The sequence below is a fragment of the Arthrobacter sp. Y3221159 genome (assembly GCF_059089885.1).
This window is the reverse complement of the sequence record NZ_JBNHFC010000008.1, coordinates 144337-161735: the sequence shown is the minus strand read 5'-3', so window position 1 is coordinate 161735 and position 17399 is coordinate 144337. Positions and strand designations below refer to the sequence as shown.

16 protein-coding genes are annotated in these 17399 nt (G+C 65.9%); 15 read left to right on the top strand and 1 reads right to left on the bottom strand.

Translation table 11 applies throughout. The features are described from left to right. The first annotated feature begins 44 nt into the window (after nucleotides 1–44). From argS to AC5RT3_RS10380, 10 genes are all read left to right on the top strand, one after another. A complete protein-coding gene (argS, locus tag AC5RT3_RS10425; protein WP_494050763.1) occupies nucleotides 45–1709 on the top strand; it encodes an arginine--tRNA ligase in 1665 nt (554 codons plus the stop codon). Between the two features lie 5 nt (nucleotides 1710–1714). Further along, a complete protein-coding gene (gene lysA / locus AC5RT3_RS10420; protein ID WP_494051337.1) occupies nucleotides 1715–3208 on the top strand; it encodes a diaminopimelate decarboxylase in 1494 nt (497 codons plus the stop codon). Between the two features lies 1 nt (nucleotide 3209). Continuing rightward, on the top strand, nucleotides 3210–4526 hold the full coding sequence (locus AC5RT3_RS10415) for a homoserine dehydrogenase (RefSeq protein ID WP_494008646.1): 1317 nt from the start codon (nucleotides 3210–3212) through the stop codon (nucleotides 4524–4526). Next, nucleotides 4527–5633: a threonine synthase gene (gene thrC, locus AC5RT3_RS10410; protein ID WP_494008645.1), complete on the top strand. Its 1107-nt coding sequence runs from the start codon at nucleotides 4527–4529 to the stop codon at nucleotides 5631–5633. Between the two features lie 2 nt (nucleotides 5634–5635). Beyond that, a complete protein-coding gene (thrB, locus tag AC5RT3_RS10405) occupies nucleotides 5636–6610 on the top strand; it encodes a homoserine kinase (RefSeq protein ID WP_494050761.1) in 975 nt (324 codons plus the stop codon). 294 nt (nucleotides 6611–6904) lie between these two features. Then, nucleotides 6905–9037 carry a transcription termination factor Rho gene (rho, locus tag AC5RT3_RS10400; RefSeq protein ID WP_494050760.1) on the top strand — a complete coding sequence of 711 codons (2133 nt, stop codon included), beginning with the start codon at nucleotides 6905–6907 and terminating at the stop codon, nucleotides 9035–9037. A 306-nt stretch (nucleotides 9038–9343) separates the two neighbouring features. Beyond that, the gene (gene prfA / locus AC5RT3_RS10395) at nucleotides 9344–10417 is read left to right on the top strand and encodes a peptide chain release factor 1 (RefSeq protein ID WP_494050759.1); all 1074 of its coding nucleotides are present in this window, start codon (nucleotides 9344–9346) and stop codon (nucleotides 10415–10417) included. A gap of 12 nt (nucleotides 10418–10429) precedes the next feature. Next, nucleotides 10430–11302 (top strand): peptide chain release factor N(5)-glutamine methyltransferase, encoded by an 873-nt coding sequence (gene prmC, locus AC5RT3_RS10390; RefSeq protein WP_494050758.1) that lies wholly within the window; start codon nucleotides 10430–10432, stop codon nucleotides 11300–11302. Between the two features lie 12 nt (nucleotides 11303–11314). Then, nucleotides 11315–12175 carry an L-threonylcarbamoyladenylate synthase gene (locus AC5RT3_RS10385; RefSeq protein ID WP_494050757.1) on the top strand — a complete coding sequence of 287 codons (861 nt, stop codon included), beginning with the start codon at nucleotides 11315–11317 and terminating at the stop codon, nucleotides 12173–12175. Continuing rightward, nucleotides 12175–12930 (top strand): WecB/TagA/CpsF family glycosyltransferase, encoded by a 756-nt coding sequence (locus tag AC5RT3_RS10380; protein WP_494124083.1) that lies wholly within the window; start codon nucleotides 12175–12177, stop codon nucleotides 12928–12930. The genes AC5RT3_RS10385 and AC5RT3_RS10380 overlap by 1 nt, the downstream gene beginning before the upstream one ends. Nucleotides 12931–12972: 42 nt before the next feature. On the opposite strand, the gene AC5RT3_RS10375 is transcribed toward AC5RT3_RS10380, so the two are convergent. Continuing rightward, nucleotides 12973–13869, bottom strand: a complete 897-nt coding sequence (locus AC5RT3_RS10375) for a glycosyltransferase (protein WP_494050755.1) — start codon at nucleotides 13867–13869, stop codon at nucleotides 12973–12975. Nucleotides 13870–14155: 286 nt separating this feature from the next. Here AC5RT3_RS10375 and AC5RT3_RS10370 point away from each other — a divergent pair, with 286 nt between their 5' ends. The 5 genes from AC5RT3_RS10370 to atpE all read left to right on the top strand — a co-directional run bounded on the left by AC5RT3_RS10370 (nucleotide 14156) and on the right by atpE (nucleotide 17384). After that, on the top strand, nucleotides 14156–15268 hold the full coding sequence (locus tag AC5RT3_RS10370; protein ID WP_494124082.1) for an MraY family glycosyltransferase: 1113 nt from the start codon (nucleotides 14156–14158) through the stop codon (nucleotides 15266–15268). Nucleotides 15269–15377: 109 nt separating this feature from the next. Then, a complete protein-coding gene (locus AC5RT3_RS10365) occupies nucleotides 15378–15860 on the top strand; it encodes a Cg1360 family ATP-synthase-associated protein (RefSeq protein ID WP_494050753.1) in 483 nt (160 codons plus the stop codon). Next, nucleotides 15853–16191 carry an AtpZ/AtpI family protein gene (locus AC5RT3_RS10360; RefSeq protein ID WP_494050752.1) on the top strand — a complete coding sequence of 113 codons (339 nt, stop codon included), beginning with the start codon at nucleotides 15853–15855 and terminating at the stop codon, nucleotides 16189–16191. The genes AC5RT3_RS10365 and AC5RT3_RS10360 overlap by 8 nt, the downstream gene beginning before the upstream one ends. An 81-nt stretch (nucleotides 16192–16272) precedes the next feature. Beyond that, on the top strand, nucleotides 16273–17073 hold the full coding sequence (gene atpB / locus AC5RT3_RS10355; protein ID WP_035751787.1) for a F0F1 ATP synthase subunit A: 801 nt from the start codon (nucleotides 16273–16275) through the stop codon (nucleotides 17071–17073). A 107-nt stretch (nucleotides 17074–17180) separates the two neighbouring features. Further along, nucleotides 17181–17384, top strand: a complete 204-nt coding sequence (gene atpE / locus AC5RT3_RS10350; protein ID WP_009356484.1) for an ATP synthase F0 subunit C — start codon at nucleotides 17181–17183, stop codon at nucleotides 17382–17384. The last annotated feature ends 15 nt before the right edge of the window (nucleotides 17385–17399 follow it).

The following is a 17399-nucleotide window of genomic DNA, read 5'->3' as shown; positions in this document are numbered from 1 at the left end:
ACGCAGAATTCTTTGCTGTCACTGGCCCCCGGTAGGCTAGAGGGGTGACTCCCGAAGAACTCTCCCTCGCCATATCCGCCTGCCTGAAAGACGCCGTTGCCGCCGGTGACATCGCCCTTTCAGCATCAGCTGTGCCTGATGAGGTGCGCGTGGAGCGACCCAAGAACCGGGAACACGGCGACTGGGCAACCAACATCGCCCTGCAGCTGGCCAAGCAGGCTGGCACGAACCCGCGGGAATTCGCCACTATCCTTAGTGCCCGGCTGAAATCGATCGACGGCGTCTCGGCCGTGGACATCGCCGGCCCCGGGTTCCTGAACATCACCGTTGATGCTGCCACCGCCGGCGCCCTCGCCAAGGTGATTGTTGAAGCGGGCAAGCAGTATGGAACCAACTCCGCGCTCGCCGGCCACACAGTGAACATGGAGTTCGTTTCGGCGAACCCCACCGGCCCCCTCCACATCGGCCACACCCGCTGGGCCGCCCTGGGCGATTCCATCGCGCGCGTCCTCCGGGCATCGGGCGCGGACGTCACGGCCGAGTACTACATCAACGACGCCGGCTCCCAGATGAACACCTTCGCCAAGTCTGTCTACTCGCGGCTTCACGGCCTCCCGGTGCCTGAGGGCGGGTACCCGGGCCAGTACATCGCCGACCTCGGCCATGAGGTGCTCACCGCGCATCCGGATATCCGCGAACTCACGGAAGTTGCCGCGCTTCCCGTCATCCGCGCCGCCGCGTACCAGGCACAGATGAAGGACATCAAAGCCACCCTCGCGGACTTCGGCGTGGAGTTTGACGTCTTCTTCTCGGAGCAGGAACTGCACGACGCCGGCGCTATCGAAAGTGCCGTGGCGCGCCTTCGCGAGCAGGGCCACGTGTTCGACGACGGCGATGCCGTCTGGCTGCGGACCACGGACTTCGGCGACGACAAGGACCGGGTGATGATCCGCGCCAACGGCGAGCCCACCTACTTTGCCGCCGACGCCGCGTACTACCTCTCGAAGAAGGACCGCGGCTTTACCGAAAAGATTTACCTCCTTGGCGCCGACCACCACGGCTACATCAACCGGCTGAAGGCGATCGCCGCGGCGGCCGGCGACGATCCCGAGAAGAACATCGAGGTGCTGATCGGCCAGCTGGTCTCCGTCAACGGGGCCAAGCTCTCCAAGCGTGCCGGCAACATTATCGAGCTCAAGGACCTGATCGACTGGCTGGGCAAGGACGCCGTACGTTATTCGCTGGCCCGCTTCCCGGCAGATTCGCCGCTGACCCTGGACCCCGAGCTGCTGAAGAAGCACAGCAACGAAAACCCGGTGTTCTACGTCCAGTACGCCCACGCACGCTCACGCGGCGCAGCACGGAACGCCGTGGCCGCGGGAGTGGAGCGCACGGTGGACGGTGAAGACCGCTTCAACGCCTCACTGCTGGACCACCCCACGGAAAACGAGCTGCTTTCATACCTGGGCAGCTACCCCTCGGTGGTGGCCAAGGCCGCGGAACTGCGCGAACCGCACCGCGTGGCGCGCCACCTGGAGATCATCGCCGGCGCCTACCACCGCTGGTACGACGCCTGCCGTATGGCACCCATGGGCGACGACCCCGTGACCGATGTCAACCGCACCCGGCTGTGGCTCAACGATGCCACCAGCCAGGTGCTGGCCAACGGCCTTGACCTGCTTGGCGTTTCCGCGCCGGAACGGATGTGAGCACCATGACCGTGAAAGCTGAAGGAACATTGCAGACCGGAAACACCGGATCCCCGCTGGCACCTGAATGGCTGGCCGTTCCGGCCGACCTCAATGCCCTGCACGAACCGATGTGGGCGGGCAGCGTGGAACGGAACGACACCGGGTCCCTCACCCTTGGAGGCGTCACGGTCCAGGAGCTGAAAGAGGAGTTCGGCACGCCCCTCTTCGTGATGGACGAGGCGGACTTCCGTGCCCGGGCGCGTGCTTTCAAGGACTCCTTTGATGCCGCCTTCGCGGACATCTGCGGCGGCGTGGACGTCTATTACGCCGGAAAGTCCTTCCTCTGCACCGCCGTGGTGAAGTGGGTTGAGGAAGAAGGCCTGCGGCTGGATACCGCGTCAGGCGGCGAACTGGCTGTCGCTGGCCGGGCAGGCATCGCGGGGGAGCGGGTGGCGCTGCACGGCAACAACAAGTCCGACGCCGAGATCAACCGTGCCCTGGACATGGGACTTGGACGCATCGTGGTGGACAGCCTGGATGAACTGGTCCGGGTGGGCGATATTGCCCGGGCCCGCGGGGAACAGGCAAAGGTGATGCTGCGGCTCACGCCAGGCGTCCACGCCCACACCCATGAATTTATCGCCACGGCCCATGAGGACCAGAAGTTCGGCCTCTCCATGGCGGCGGACACCACCGACCAGGCCGGCCTGTCCGCGGCGGAGGAAGCGGTGGCTGCCGCCTCGGCCCACCCCGGCATTGAACTCCTGGGCCTGCACTGCCACATCGGCTCGCAGATCTTTGAGCCGGACGGCTTCGCCCTGGCCGCGGAGAAACTGCTGCGCTTCCTGGCAGCCATGCAGGAAAAGTACTCCATCGTCATGCCCGAGCTTGACCTCGGCGGCGGCTACGGCATCGCCTACACCCCGGTGGACACCCCCCGCCCCGCAGCCGAGATCGCGGAAGCGATGGCCGCCGTCGTGCGTTCCACCTGCGCGGAACTGGGCATCGCTTCGCCGCGCATCTCCATTGAGCCCGGCCGCGCCATCGTGGGCAGCACTACCTTCACGCTCTACGAAGTGGGGACGCTGAAGACCGTGCGCGTCGACGCTCCGGCCGCTTCCGCCGCAGGTGAGGACGGTAACAACGTTACGTATCCGCGCCGCTATGTGTCAGTGGACGGCGGCATGAGTGACAACGCCCGTCCAGTGCTCTACGACGCGGATTACTCGGCGATTCTGGCCTCGCGGACCTCCGGGGCAGCGCCGCAGCTGTCCCGCGTAGTGGGCAAACATTGCGAGAGCGGGGACATAGTTGTTAGAGATGTATATCTGCCCGAGGACGTGGCAGCCGGTGATCTGCTTGCTGTACCGGGAACCGGCGCCTACTGCTGGGCCCTCTCAAGCAACTACAACTATCTGGCCCGGCCGGGCGTTGTCGCGGTGCGCGACGGATCTGCCCGGCTGATTGTCCGCGGGGAAACCGAAGAAGATCTGCTGAACCGCGACATGGGAGCCTGAAGTGACGGAAATGCGAACCCTGAAAGTGGCCCTGCTGGGCTGTGGCAACGTTGGGGCCCAGGTTGCGCGGATCCTGATTGAGGACGCCGACGCCCTTGCTGCCCGCACCGGAGCGCGCCTGGAGCTCAGCGGCATCGCCGTGCGCAACCTGGGCACCAAGCGGGACGTTGAGCTGCCGCAGGAACTGTTCACCACGGATGCCGAAACCCTGGTCAAGGATGCCGACCTGGTGATCGAGCTGATGGGCGGGATCGAGCCTGCCCGCACGCTGATCCTTTCGGCGCTGAGCAACGGCGCCTGCGTGGTCACCGGCAACAAGGCCCTGCTGGCCCAGGACGGGCCCACCCTGTACGAGGAAGCGGACAAGGCCGGCGTCCAGCTGTCCTATGAGGCCGCCGTCGCCGGTGCCATCCCCATCCTGCGGCCCATCCGTGACAGCCTCTCCGGCGACCGGATCACCCGCGTGCTGGGCATCGTCAACGGCACCACCAACTTCATCCTCGACCAGATGGATTCCACGGGCGCCCAGTTCGCCGACGCCCTCGCGGAAGCCCAGCGCCTCGGCTACGCTGAAGCGGATCCCACTGCCGACGTCGAAGGCCATGACGCCGCCGCCAAAGCCGCCATCCTGGCCACGCTGTCCTTCCACACCCGGTTTGCCCTGGAAAACGTCCATTGCGAAGGCATCACCAAAGTCAGCGCCGCGGACATCGCCGCGGCCAAGGACGCCGGCTTCGTCATCAAGCTCCTTGCCATTGCCGAGAAGCTGACGGACGCCGACGGCGGCGAGGGAGTCTCCGTCCGCGTCCACCCCACGCTCCTGCCCCGCGAACACCCGCTGGCCGCCGTCCGCGGCGCGTTCAACGCCGTCTTCATTGAGGCAGAAAACGCAGGCGAGCTGATGTTCTACGGCCAGGGCGCAGGCGGTACCCCCACGGCCTCCGCCGTGCTGGGCGACCTCGTCTCCGCGGCGCGGCGCCTGGTCCTGGGCGGACCGCAGCGCACCGAGACCACCACCGGGCACGTTCCGGCGCTGCCCATCGACGCCGCCGTGACCAGCTACTACATCGGGCTCGATGTCGCAGACCAGCCCGGGGTCCTGGCCAGGATCGCGCAGATCTTTGCCGAAAATGGCGTCTCCATCGAAATCATGCGGCAGACCATCCACCGCGACGCGGAGTCCAACGTGGAGTCCGCCGAACTGCGGATCGTCACCCACCGCGCGTCAGAGGCCGCCCTCGCGGCCACCGTCGAGGCCGTGAAAGGCCTGGACGTGATCAATTCAGTTACATCCGTTCTGCGGGTAGAAGGAGTCTAAGTGGCTCACCAATGGCGCGGCGTTATCCGCGAATACGCTGACCGTTTGCCCGTTACGGAGTCCACCCGGGTCATCACCCTCGGCGAGGGCGGCACCCCGCTGGTCCACGCGCAGAAGCTGTCCGAACTCACCGGCTCCGAGGTGTACCTCAAGGTGGAGGGCATGAACCCCACCGGCTCCTTCAAGGACCGCGGCATGACCATGGCCATGACGGCCGCCGTCGAATCCGGTGCCCAGGCTGTCGTCTGCGCCTCCACGGGCAACACCTCCGCCTCCGCTGCCGCGTACGCCACCGCAGCCGGCCTGAAGTGTGCCGTGCTGGTGCCCGAAGGCAAGATCTCCATGGGCAAGCTCAGCCAGGCGATCGCGCACGGTGCCACGCTGCTCCAGGTGGACGGCAACTTCGACAACTGCCTGGATATCGCGCGCAAACTGGGGGAATCCTACCCGGTGTTCCTGGTGAACTCGGTCAACCCCGCCCGCATCCAGGGCCAGAAGACCGGCGCGTTCGAAATCGTCGATGCGCTGGGCGATGCCCCGGACATCCATGTGCTTCCCGTGGGCAACGCCGGCAACATCACCGCCTACTGGAAGGGCTACAAGGAGTACTCCGCGCCGTTCGAGTCGAAAACTGCCGGCACGCTTCCCGCCGTCGCCACCAAGACCCCTGCCATGTGGGGCTTCCAGGCCGCCGGTGCCGCGCCCTTCGTTGCCGGCCATCCCATCACCGAACCGGACACCATCGCCACCGCCATCCGGATCGGCAACCCCGCCTCCTGGGACGGTGCCATCGGTGCCCGTGACGAGTCCGGCGGGCTCATCGGTGCTGTTACCGACGAGGAAATCCTGAACGCCCACCGCTGGCTGTCCTCCCGCGAAGGCGTGTTCGTGGAGCCCGGCTCCGCTGCCGGCGTCGCGGGACTGCTCAAGAAGCACGCCGCCGGCGAAGTTCCCGCCGGGAAGACCATCGTCATCACCGTCACCGGGCACGGCCTCAAGGACCCGCAGTGGGCCCTGCGCACCGAAGACGGCAGCGACGTGCAGCCCGTCAAGGTGTCCAATGACGTCGTGACCGTTGCCGCTGAACTGGGACTGGAAGAAAAATAACCTTGGACACCACCTCGCAGGCCGCCGTCGGACTGCAACTCATCGAGGCCGGCCAGCGCGTCACCGTCCGGGTTCCCGCCACCTCAGCGAACCTCGGTCCCGGCTACGACAGCCTGGGCCTCGCGCTGGCGCTGCATGACACGTTGACCGTGGAAAGCCTCGACACGGACGAACTCGTGTTCGACCTTCGCGGCGAAGGCGCCGACACCCTGCCACGCGATGCCAGCCACCTGGTGATCCGCGCCATGGATGCGGCCTTCGAGCGGCTGGGTTTCCGCCACGGGGGCCTCAAGGTGACGGCGGAGAACGTCAACCCGCACGGGCGCGGCCTCGGCTCTTCGGCCTCCGCCGTAGTGGCTGCGGTCTCCGCGGCCAACGCCATGGTTCCGGTCGGCAGCCGACGCGGACAGGACTGGATCCTCCAGCTCACGAGTGAGCTGGAGGGGCACCCGGACAACGTCGCTCCCGCGATATTCGGCGGACTGGCGCTGTCGTGGCAGGACAGTGACCAGTACAGCAGCACCAACGCCACCGTGGCCCGATCAGTGATCCCCATCGTGGCGGTTCCGGACTTTGAACTGTCCACCGAGGCGGCCCGCGCGTTGCTCCCGGCAAGCGTGGGCCACCACGCCGCAGCCATGAACTCCGGCCGCGCGGCCCTGCTGATCCACGCCCTCACTCAAAAGCCGGAATTCCTGCTGGCGGGCACCGAGGATTATCTGCATCAGAGCTACCGGGCGGAAGCCATGCGGCCAAGCGCCGCGCTGATCGCGGCACTTCGCGCAGCCGGCCATGCAGCGGTGGTCTCCGGTGCCGGGCCCACCGTCCTGGTCCTCGCAAACGGTGAAGCGGAAGCCGCCAAAGCCCTCGCGTTCATTGACTCGTATACCGCGGCCAACACGCCGGATGTAGCCTGGCGCGTACTGAAGCTCGCAGTGGACGTTGAAGGTGCTAAGGTGGACATGCACCGGCGGTAATTCCGCCTATCTGATCTGCTCCTGCATTCAATTGCTATTTGATCTCCTACTGCGAATGCATTCCGGTGCCACCTGCTTGGTCTGACGCAGGAACCTGCAGCATCCAACTGCCCCTGAAAGCGTCAGCCCGGCGTTCCGCCATGGGCGGAGCGCAAGGTGAATCAGTATCCGGCCCTGCTGGCCGAAATCCAACCGGCAAGGCCGAAATCCCGGCTGCAGATCTGAACTGCAGCCCAGATCAAATCATCGCGTCCAGCTCCCAGTCTGGACGCCGTCGAGGGGGAAGGATCCTTCGTGACCGAAACCACTGAGCTGTCACCAGCTGTGGAACTATCTTCAGCCGCCGAATCGCCGGCAGCACCCGCCAAGAGCAGCGGCCTTGCCGGCCTTAAGCTCGCCCAGCTGCAGGCCCTCGCCAGCCAGTTGGGTATCTCCGGCGGTTCCCGCATGCGCAAGGGGGACCTGGTGACGGCGATCTCCGCCCATCGCGCCGGCACCCCCACCACGAAGGCGCCGGCCAAGGTTGCTGACAAGGCCACCGCGGTCACGGCTGCTCCCGCTGCCGACGTGCCTGCGGCCGCACCGGAAACCGCGGATGCCCCTGCCGCTGAAGCCCCGCGCACCCGTGGCCGTGGCCGCAGCCGCCGGGCAGTCAGCGACGGCGTGATTGCCCCGGCAGCACCTGAAACAGTTGCCGAGGCACCTGCTGCAGCCGCTCCGGTGGAAGCTCCTGCCGCGCCGGAAGCCGCTGAAGCGGAAGCCGCACCCGAGCGCCGCCAGCCGCGCACCCGCAACCGCCGCCGCGGCGAAGCTGCCGGGGCCGTGCAGGAAGCCCCCGCAGAGGCTCCGGCCGAGCAGGCCGCACCGGAACAGGCTCCCGTGGAGCAGCGCACACCTGAGCGCGCCGAAGCCCCCGCCGCCGACTCCGTCGAAGCCGGCCAGCGCACCGACCGCCGTGAGGGCCGCACGCGCGGCGGGCGGGACACCGCAGGACGCGACTCCGACGGCGGCCGCGACAACGCAGGCAGCCGCGAGGCCGGCCAGCGCGAAGGCGCCCGCGACAACCGCCGTGACGACAGCGACGATACCGACGGCGGCAGCCGCAGGAACCGCCGCAACCGCCGCGACCGGAACGACCGTAATGACCGCTCCGGCGGCCAGGACCGCGACAGCTCCCGCAACGACCGCTTCCGCGACCGCAACGACCGCCGCCGCGGACGCTCCCAGGGCCCCGACGTCGACGACGTCGAAATCACCGAGGACGATGTCCTGCTGCCCGTTGCCGGCATCCTGGACGTCCTGGAGAACTACGCTTTCATCCGTACCTCCGGCTACCTGCCCGGCCCGAACGACGTCTACGTTTCCCTGGCCCAGGTCAAGAAGTACAACCTGCGCAAGGGCGACGCCGTCGTTGGTGCCATCCGTGCACCCCGCGACGGCGAGGACCGCAGCCAGCAGTCCAACCGCCAGAAATTCAACGCCCTGGTCCGCGTCACCTCCGTGAACGGCAAGACAGCAGAAGAACTCAAGGACCGCGTCGAATTCGCCAAGCTGGTTCCGCTGTACCCGTCCGAGCGGCTGCGCCTCGAGACCGATCCCAAGAAGATCGGCCCCCGCGTCATCGACCTCGTGGCACCCATCGGCAAGGGCCAGCGCGGCCTGATCGTCTCCCCGCCCAAGGCCGGAAAGACGCTCATCCTGCAGTCCATCGCGAACGCTATCACCACCAACAACCCTGAGGTCCACCTCATGATGGTGCTGGTCGACGAACGCCCCGAAGAAGTCACGGACATGCAGCGCACCGTCAAGGGCGAGGTCATTGCCTCCACCTTCGACCGCCCCGCCGATGACCACACCACCGTGGCCGAACTTTCCATCGAACGCGCCAAGCGCCTGGTGGAAATGGGCATGGACGTGGTGGTCCTGCTGGACTCCATGACCCGCCTGGGCCGTGCCTACAACCTGGCAGCACCGGCCTCGGGCCGCATCCTGTCCGGTGGTGTGGACTCCGCAGCCCTGTACCCGCCCAAGCGCTTCTTCGGTGCCGCCCGCAACATCGAAAACGGCGGTTCGCTCACCATCCTGGCCACCGCCCTCGTGGAGACCGGATCCAAGATGGACGAGGTCATCTTCGAAGAGTTCAAGGGCACCGGCAACATGGAACTCCGCCTGTCCCGCCAGCTCGCCGACAAGCGCATCTTCCCTGCCGTGGACGTCAACGCGTCCGGTACCCGCCGCGAGGAGAACCTGCTCTCGCCGGAAGAAGTCAAGATCATGTGGAAGCTGCGCCGCGTCCTCTCCGGACTCGAGACCCAGCAGAGCCTTGAACTGCTCACCAACAAGATCCGGGAAACCCAGAGCAACGTCGAGTTCCTCATGCAGGTCCAGAAGACGACGCTTGGTGCGAAGTCGGATAACGACAAATAACGCCCTTTTGAGCCGCTGATTCTGCTGCCCCCGCCCCTACGCCGGGTGGCTTGCGATCTACGATCCCAAGCCACCCGGCTTCGGCAGGCCCGATAAGAGAGACGACGAGGGCCCCGACCTGAGCTTGCGAAGGTTGGGAGTCGTCGAACGCTCCCGGGGCAGCAGAATCAGCGGCTCGTTTCGTTTGTCCGTCACCTGAACGGGGCGGTCGCCTCCCAACGGCAGTTCGCCCCGGTCGCCTTCCCCGTTTGTCTACCTTCGCCCTCGGGTTACTAGACTTGTACAAGTCGAAAGAGGTTTTGAAAAATGTTTGATTCCGTACAGGGCCTGCTTGATGAGCATGATTCCATTCAGGCGCAGCTGGGGGATCCTGCTGTTTATGCTGACCAGCGGCTTGCCCGGAAGCTGGGGCGGCGGTCGGCTCAGCTGAATGGCATTGTTGAGGCCTACCACCGGTGGGAGGCCATCCGCGACGACCTTGCTGCGGCCAAGGAGATGGCTGCCGAGGATCCCGAGTTTGCTGCCGAGGTGCCCGAGCTTGAGGCTTCGCTGGAGGCTGCTGCTGCGAAGCTCCGCCGGCTGCTCATCCCGCGCGATCCCGACGACGCCCGCAATGTGATCCTTGAGGTCAAGGGCGGTGAAGGCGGCGATGAAGCCGCGCTGTTCGCCGGCGACCTCCTGCGCATGTACACCCGCTACGCCGAATCGCGCGGCTGGAAGACCGAAATCATCTCTGCCACCGAGTCGGACCTCGGCGGCTACAAGGACGTCCAGGTGGCCGTCAAGGGCAACTCGAACGATCCCGCCGAGGGCGTGTACGCCCGGCTCAAGTTCGAAGGCGGCGTACACCGCGTGCAGCGCGTTCCCGTCACCGAATCCCAGGGCCGTATCCACACGTCCGCCGCCGGCGTCCTGGTCCTGCCGGAAGTCGATGAGCCCGAAGAGCTCGAGATCAACCAGAACGACCTCAAAATTGACGTGTACCGCTCGTCCGGCCCCGGCGGACAGTCCGTGAACACCACGGACTCCGCCGTCCGCATCACCCACCTGCCCACGGGCATCGTTGTGGCCATGCAGAACGAGAAGTCGCAGCTGCAGAACCGCGAAGCCGGCATGCGCGTCCTCCGCGCCCGCATCCTGGCCCACCAGCAGGAGCAGATCGACGCCGCCAACTCCGAGCAGCGGAAGTCGCAGATCCGCACCATGGACCGCTCGGAGCGCATCCGCACCTACAACTATCCGGAGAACCGCATCGCGGACCACCGGACGGGCTACAAGGCGTACAACCTGGACCAGGTCATGAACGGCGACCTGGAGCCCGTCATCCAGTCCGCCATCGAGATGGACGAGCAGGCGCGCCTGGACGCGCTGAACGATTAGTTCCTGCCGGGTATGACCAACGGGCCGGGCCAGTCCCTCGCTGCAGCAGTCAGCGAGGCAACTGCCATCCTTCGCGACGCCGGTGTCCCCAGCCCGCGCGTCGATGCCGAACTGCTGGCCGACCACCTCCTGAAGGTGGGTCTGGGCCGGCTTCGCGCCCTGATGCTGGGCGATGCGCCCGCCCCCGACGGCTACGCAGAGCTGGTGGCGGAGCGGGCCGGCCGGGTCCCCCTGCAGCACATCACCGGGGTGGCGCATTTCCGCTACCTCGAGCTGGCGGTGGGTCCCGGGGTGTTCATTCCGCGGCCGGAGACGGAGTCCGTGGCGCAGCTCGTCATCGACCACGTCAAGGGGATGCCGTCGCCCCGCATCGTGGACCTCGGCACCGGATCCGGTGCCATCGCCGGATCGATCGCCCATGAGGTGCCCGGCGCGGAGGTGCACGCCGTCGAATACAGCCCCCTGGCGCATGCCTGGGCGGCAAAGAACCTGGCGCCCCTGGGCGTCCACCTGGTGCTGGGGGACCTGCGGACCGCGCTGCCGGAGCTTAACGGAACCTTCGACGTCGTGGTTTCAAACCCGCCCTACATCCCTGCAGAGGCCATTCCCAACGAGCCCGAAGTTGCGCTTCATGACCCTCCGGAAGCACTCTACGGCGGGGGAGCGGACGGCATGGAACTTCCCACGGCGGCAGCGGCCTCGGCTGCCCGGCTGCTGCGGCCAGGCGGCTTCTTTGTCATGGAGCACGCAGAGGTCCAGGCCGGTTGGATTGCTTCGATGATGGGCCGCGCGGGAACGTGGCGCAACATCACTACGCATGTGGACCTGAACCAGAAGGAGCGCGCCACCAGCGCCGTGCTCGCGGACCAGCACCACCCGGAATGAAAGAATAGGCCAGTGACCACAACCTATGACTGCACCGTTGACGACCAGCGCGCCCAGGGGCTGGAACATGCCCAGCGCGCCATCAGCGAAAAAAGGTGCGTGGTGTTTCCCACGGACACTGTGTACGGCATCGCGGCCGACGCCTTCTCACCGCAGGCCGTTACCATGCTCCTGGTATCCAAGGGACGCAGCCGCACCATGCCGCCGCCCGTCCTGATCCCGCGCATCAATGCCCTGGACGGCCTGGCCACGGATGTTTCCGCTGACGCCCGGAAGCTCGCCGAGGCGTTCTGGCCCGGCGGCCTGACCCTGATCCTGCACGCGCAGCCGTCCCTGGACTGGGACCTCGGCGAAACCAAGGGAACTGTCGCACTGCGGATGCCCGCGGACGACATCGCCCAGGAGCTGCTGACCCTCACCGGGCCGCTTGCCGTCTCCTCGGCCAACCGCACCGGCCACGCGCCGGCGCAGACCGCCGCGGCCGCCCGCGAGCAGTTGGCCGACTCTGTGGAGGTCTACCTGGAAGGCGGCTTCCGCCCTGCCGAGGGTGAAGCTGCGGTGGCCTCGACCATTGTGGACGCCACCGGGCCGCGTCTCCGGGTAGTCCGCAACGGCGCCGTCAGCCTGGACCAGCTCCGCGAACACGTGCCCGGCGTTCTTGGACTCGGCGAGATTCCCATGGCGGAGGAGGACCCGGCTGCTGAGGAGCCTGCTGGCGCGGTGCCCGCTGTGGTGCCCGCCGATGCCGTGCCCGTGGGGGAGGAACGCGTCGAAGATGTGCCCGCGGCCGCAGGTTCCTCCGCCGTAGCTCCCGCACCCGGCGGTTCCCCGGCACAGGGCCAGGCTGCTCCGGACCAGAGCCAGCAGCCTTGATGACCCTGGAACGCCAGCAGATCCCGTTCCTGGAGGTTGATGCGACCCCGCTGCGGGTTCCCGAACTGGTGGAAGCGCTCAGCCGCTATATCCAGGACGGATCCACCCGGACGGTCCTTGGCCACAACCTGCACAGCGTCACCCTGACGCTGTCCGACGACGGCTTCCGCTCCCTGTACGAGCGCAGCGACGTGGTGCTCCTTGACGGTGCCCCGGTGCTGTGGCTGTGGGGGAGGACCGGCAATGCCGAGGGCCCGGTCATGGACTACCGACTGGGCTCAACCGACTGGCTTCCCGCCCTGGACCAGGTGCGGGGACTGGAACGGATCGCCGTCGTGGGAGCTGGCGCCGAGGCGAATGCGGGTGCGGTAGCGAGGCTGAAGGCCATTGTTCCCGGCGCGCACGTGGCCGGATTCCCGGGAGAGAACTGGAACCCCAGCCTCGAAGATGCCGCCGTTCAATGGCTGCACCGCCAGCAGCCGCAGCTGGTCCTGCTGGGGCTCGGCATGCCGCTGCAGGAACAAGTCCTCCAGCGCCGGCTGGAATCGCTGCCGCCCGCTGTGTATTGCGCCGTGGGCGGTGCCATTGAGCAGCTCGCGGGTGTCCAGAAGCTGGCTCCCCGCTGGCTCGGCCGCCTTGGCCTCGAATGGGCCTGGCGCCTCCTCCTGCATCCCCGGCGCGTCGCCTACCGGGTCTTCGGCGAGCCGTGGGTCCTCTTGTGGCTCCTGGCCGGCAGGCGGCTGCGCAGGAAGTAAAGGCCGCAGGAAGTAAAGGCCGCAGGAACTGCAGGCCGCTGCCTAGAACTTCTGGTCCTCCAGGGGCGCAAAGCCCTTGCCCCGCAGGCCTTTGCTGAACGATGAGGCCCAGCCCAGGAACCCTGCCAGGTCCCGTCGCTGCAGGAAGTAGCCCGCGTACCCGCCCACATCGGCCACCAGGGAACGGACGCGGAAGTAGCGCCGGATCAGGTACCCGCGGTTGCGGTAGTAGTAGTACCGCTTGAACGCATTCTCGGGAACAATGACGTGCCAGCGGGCGCCATAGACGTGCTGTGTTTCGGAAAAGGCATGGGGATGCGTAATGGCCGTGGTGGTCACGGTCCCGAAGCGGATCCCGGCCTTCCGGAGGCGGATGGTGAAATCAACCTCGTCGCCGCGGATGAAGAGGCGCATGTCGGGCAGGCCCACCTTGAAGAAAACGTCAGAACGGATCAGCGCGCCGTTGAAGAAGTGCCCGTCGTTGGGCAGGAACCCCAGCTTTTCAACCTCGGCCCTGCTGTGGGTGACTTTTCCGTCCAGGCGGAAGAAGAAGGACAGCCGGTCCGGATGCCCCGGGGCCGTCACCAGCGGGACCACCGCTTCAAGGTCGCGCGCCTCCGCCTCCCGCAGCAGGGTGGCGAGGCATTCAGGATCCGCAGGTTCGGCGTCGTCATCCATCATCCAGATCCACCTGGCGCCGCTGGCCACCGCCTTGAGCGCGGCCAGCGCGAAGCCGCCTGCTCCGCCCAGGTTGGCCTCAGACCTGACGTAGTCCACATTTTCGTGCCGGCAGGCGACCTCACGCGCCGGCTCCGTTCCGCTGTCCACCAGGCAGATGGTGTCCACCGCCGCCGTCTGCGAGTTGATCGAATCCAGCAGCACAGCCAGTTCCTTCGGGCGGTTGAAGGTGACGGCGGCAACTGCAATGCGGGGGGTCATGAAGGGTCCTTTCAGCATGGCTGTCAGGGAGTTCCCCGCTCGTAATGCGCCGTGTGGCGCGGAGCCATGAAGCCGGTGGCGCTAGTATCTTTGACTAGAGTCCACTGTAATACAGCCCTGTAAGGCACTGCGTGTCAGCCATTTCGCACTGCCTGCTGCGTGCTCGGCGACGGAGAAGTTTCATTTATCGAAGAACAGATTCCCTGCCAGTGAGCCCACCCGCCGGTGTACACCCGCCAAAACTGCTCCGCTGCATTTCCACCCCAGTTGAAACGGCCACCACCCCATGATCATGTACCTGCTCATGGGGCTGACTGCTGCGGTTGTGTCCTATGCCGCCACCTGGGGTGCCCGAGTGGTGGGCCACCGGCTCGAACTGCACCTGCCCATCCGCAGCCGCGACGTGCATTCAACCCCCGTCACGAGGCTCGGGGGAGTCGCAATCTTCCTGGGCGTGATGGTGGCGCTGATCGTTGCGAGCCAGTCCTTCTTCGTCAAGGACATCTACCGGAACAACTTCTCGCCGTGGGGCGTCCTTGCCGGCGCTGCCGTGATCGTCCTCGTGGGTGTGGCGGACGACCTGCTGGACATCCGGTGGTGGGTGAAGCTCATCGGCCAGAGTGCCGCCGCCCTGACCGTGGCGGTCTGGGGCGTCCAGATGACCATCGTGCCCTGGGTGCCGGAACCCATCTACCTGGAGAACGAAACCATCCGGGTGGTGCTCACCGCGGGGCTGATCGTCACCACCATGAACGCCTTCAACTTCATTGACGGCCTGGACGGACTGGCCGCCGGCGTGGCCATCATCGGCGGCACCGCGTTCTTCTTTACCGCGTACTGGGTGCACCGCAACGCCGTCCTCCTGGACTATTCGGACCTCGCCACCCTCATCACCGCAGTCCTGGTAGGCAGCTGCCTGGGCTTCCTGCCGCACAACTGGTTCCCCTCGAAAATCTTCATGGGGGACTCCGGCGCCATGCTGATCGGGCTGCTCATGGCGTCCGCGGGTGTGGTCTCCACCGGCCAGATCACCAGCGGGCTTTACGACCGGGCCAACGGTATCTCCACCGTGATTCCCATCCTGCTGCCGTTTGCCGTCCTGTTCCTGCCGCTGCTGGACCTGGGCCTTGCGGTGGTCCGCAGGACCGCGCGGGGCCGGTCGCCGTGGTCCGCCGACCGGGGCCACCTGCACCACAAGCTCATGGACATCGGCTACTCGCACCGCACTGCCGTAGTCCTGATGTACCTGTGGACCGGCGTGCTGTCCTTCGGGGGACTGGCTTTTGCCATCTTCCCGTGGCAGTTCGTCCTCGCCGTGGACCTCTTCGCCACCCTGGTGATGGGCCTCGTCACCGCATGGCCCTACCTTGCGCGCCGTAACGACGAAACTCCGGCGTAACGCCGGTGCGTAAACATTTCTATCTCATGTAGAATTTAGGGGCAGCCAAAGCTGCCCCTCCACCCCGCCTTGTGGCTTGCTGCCGCTTGGTACCGACGATTGGGATCGCATGACCTCCAACGCCGAGTCCGGACCCGCGTCCGGCAAAGGACCCGTTGGTGCTTCCGGTCCCACCCGGTCCCTTTGGCTGCATCTCCTAAAGCTCAGTTCCGCAGCTGCGGCGGCGGGACTAGTGCTGTGCGCGGGGGCTGCCGCGGTACTGGACGGCTCCGCCGGCGCGGTGTCCGCCCTGCTGGGTGGTCTCCTGGTGATGCTGTTCTTCGGAATAAGCCTCCTGGTGGGCCATTTCGTGGGACGCAGCAATCCCTCCGGAGCCATCGGCGTGTTCGTGGCCACCTACTTCATCAAGGTGGTGGGGTTCGCCGCGGTCCTGTTCGTGGTGGGCGCTCCGCAATGGCTGCACGGCCGCTGGTTTGTTGCAGGTGCCGTGGCCGCCGTCGTTTTGTGGCAGGTCGCTGAGCTCTATGGTTTCAGCAAATCCCGCCTGCAGATCTACAACGATCCAGAAACCAAGGAAGCCTCCGATGCGTGACCCCAAAAAGTCCGGAAAAGCCTCCGCCGGCAAGCCCGTATCCGGCGGTTCCGCCCCCGGCGTCTCAGGCAACAACTCCGACGGCGGATACAACGCCGGGATGGCCGTCTTCAGCTACATCATTGGCGGAATCATCGTCTGGAGTTTGATAGGGTGGGGACTGGATTATATGTGGGGAACGCGCTGGATTGTGCTCGCAGGCGCTCTGCTTGGAGCCGTCGGAGGTTTTTACCTTTCCCACATGCATGGCCTCACCAGTTCTCGTAAAAATGCTGGCGAGCGTCCTGCTGCCAGCGGGCCGTCCACGGACGGCGACACTAATGCCAAATAATTTCACAGGGGGAACAGCAGGCCGTCAGGCTGCCGGTCCCCGCCCAACGCCCAATGATGGACACTGCAGAGAGGAAACGCGTTGATCGCGCTTGCGCTCCCGGCCCAAGATTCAGGAGAGTTCGCTCCTCCTGGTATTAACGAAATGCATTTGCCGGCAATCCTGCCGTGGGGTGCCGCAGAAGGATTCTCCAAGCAGATGCTGCTGGTCCTCCTCTCTGTCGCCATTATCGCCACCTTCTTCGTGCTGGCCGCACGCAAGCAGCAGCTGGTACCCGGCAAGCTCCAGTTCGCCGGCGAAGCCGCGTACGGCTTTGTCCGCAACGGAATCGCCAAGGACATCATCGGCGGCAGGGACTTTATCAAGTACGTCCCGCTGCTGTTCAGCCTGTTCTTCTTCATCCTGGTGAACAACATCTACGGCGCCATCCCGCTGATCCAGCTCCCCACCTTCTCCCACGTTGGTGGCGCGTACGTACTGGCCGGCCTCGTCTACTTCACCTGGATCGCCATCGGCGTCAAGAAGAACGGCCTGCGCTACTTCAAGCTGGCCACCGTTCCCTCGGGTGTTCCGTGGTTCATCCTTCCGATCGTCATCCCGATCGAGATCATCTCCAACTTCCTGGTCCGGCCCGTCACGCACAGCCTCCGTCTGTTCGCCACGATGCTCGCAGGCCACCTCATTGTGATGATCGCCGGCTCCGGCATCGAATACCTGGTCATGCAGGAAAACATCCTGCTCAAGGGAACCTCGGTCCTGGTCCTGGCAGGTGCCATCGCGATGTACATGCTCGAGGCCCTGATCATGGTCCTGCAGGCCTACGTCTTTACCCTGCTGACCGCGATCTACATCGAAGGCGCACTGCACGCCGACAGCCACTAGGCAATGCCGCCGGATGCAATTCCGGCGGGCACACAGACTTCCCCTTCGCGGGGGATGAAGCAACCCAAACAACCTGCCACTGAAGTGGCATCTTGAAAGGAAGAAAAATGGAAGGCAATCTCAACCTCGTAGGTTACGGTCTGTCCGCAATCGGCGGTGGTATCGGTGTTGGCCTCGTATTCGCTGCTTACATCAACGGCGTTGCCCGTCAGCCTGAAGCTCAGCGCGTGCTGCAGCCGATCGCATTCCTCGGCCTTGCGCTGACTGAAGCCCTCGCCATCCTCGGCTTGGTCTTCGCCTTCGTTCTCTAGTCCTGGAACGAAGCG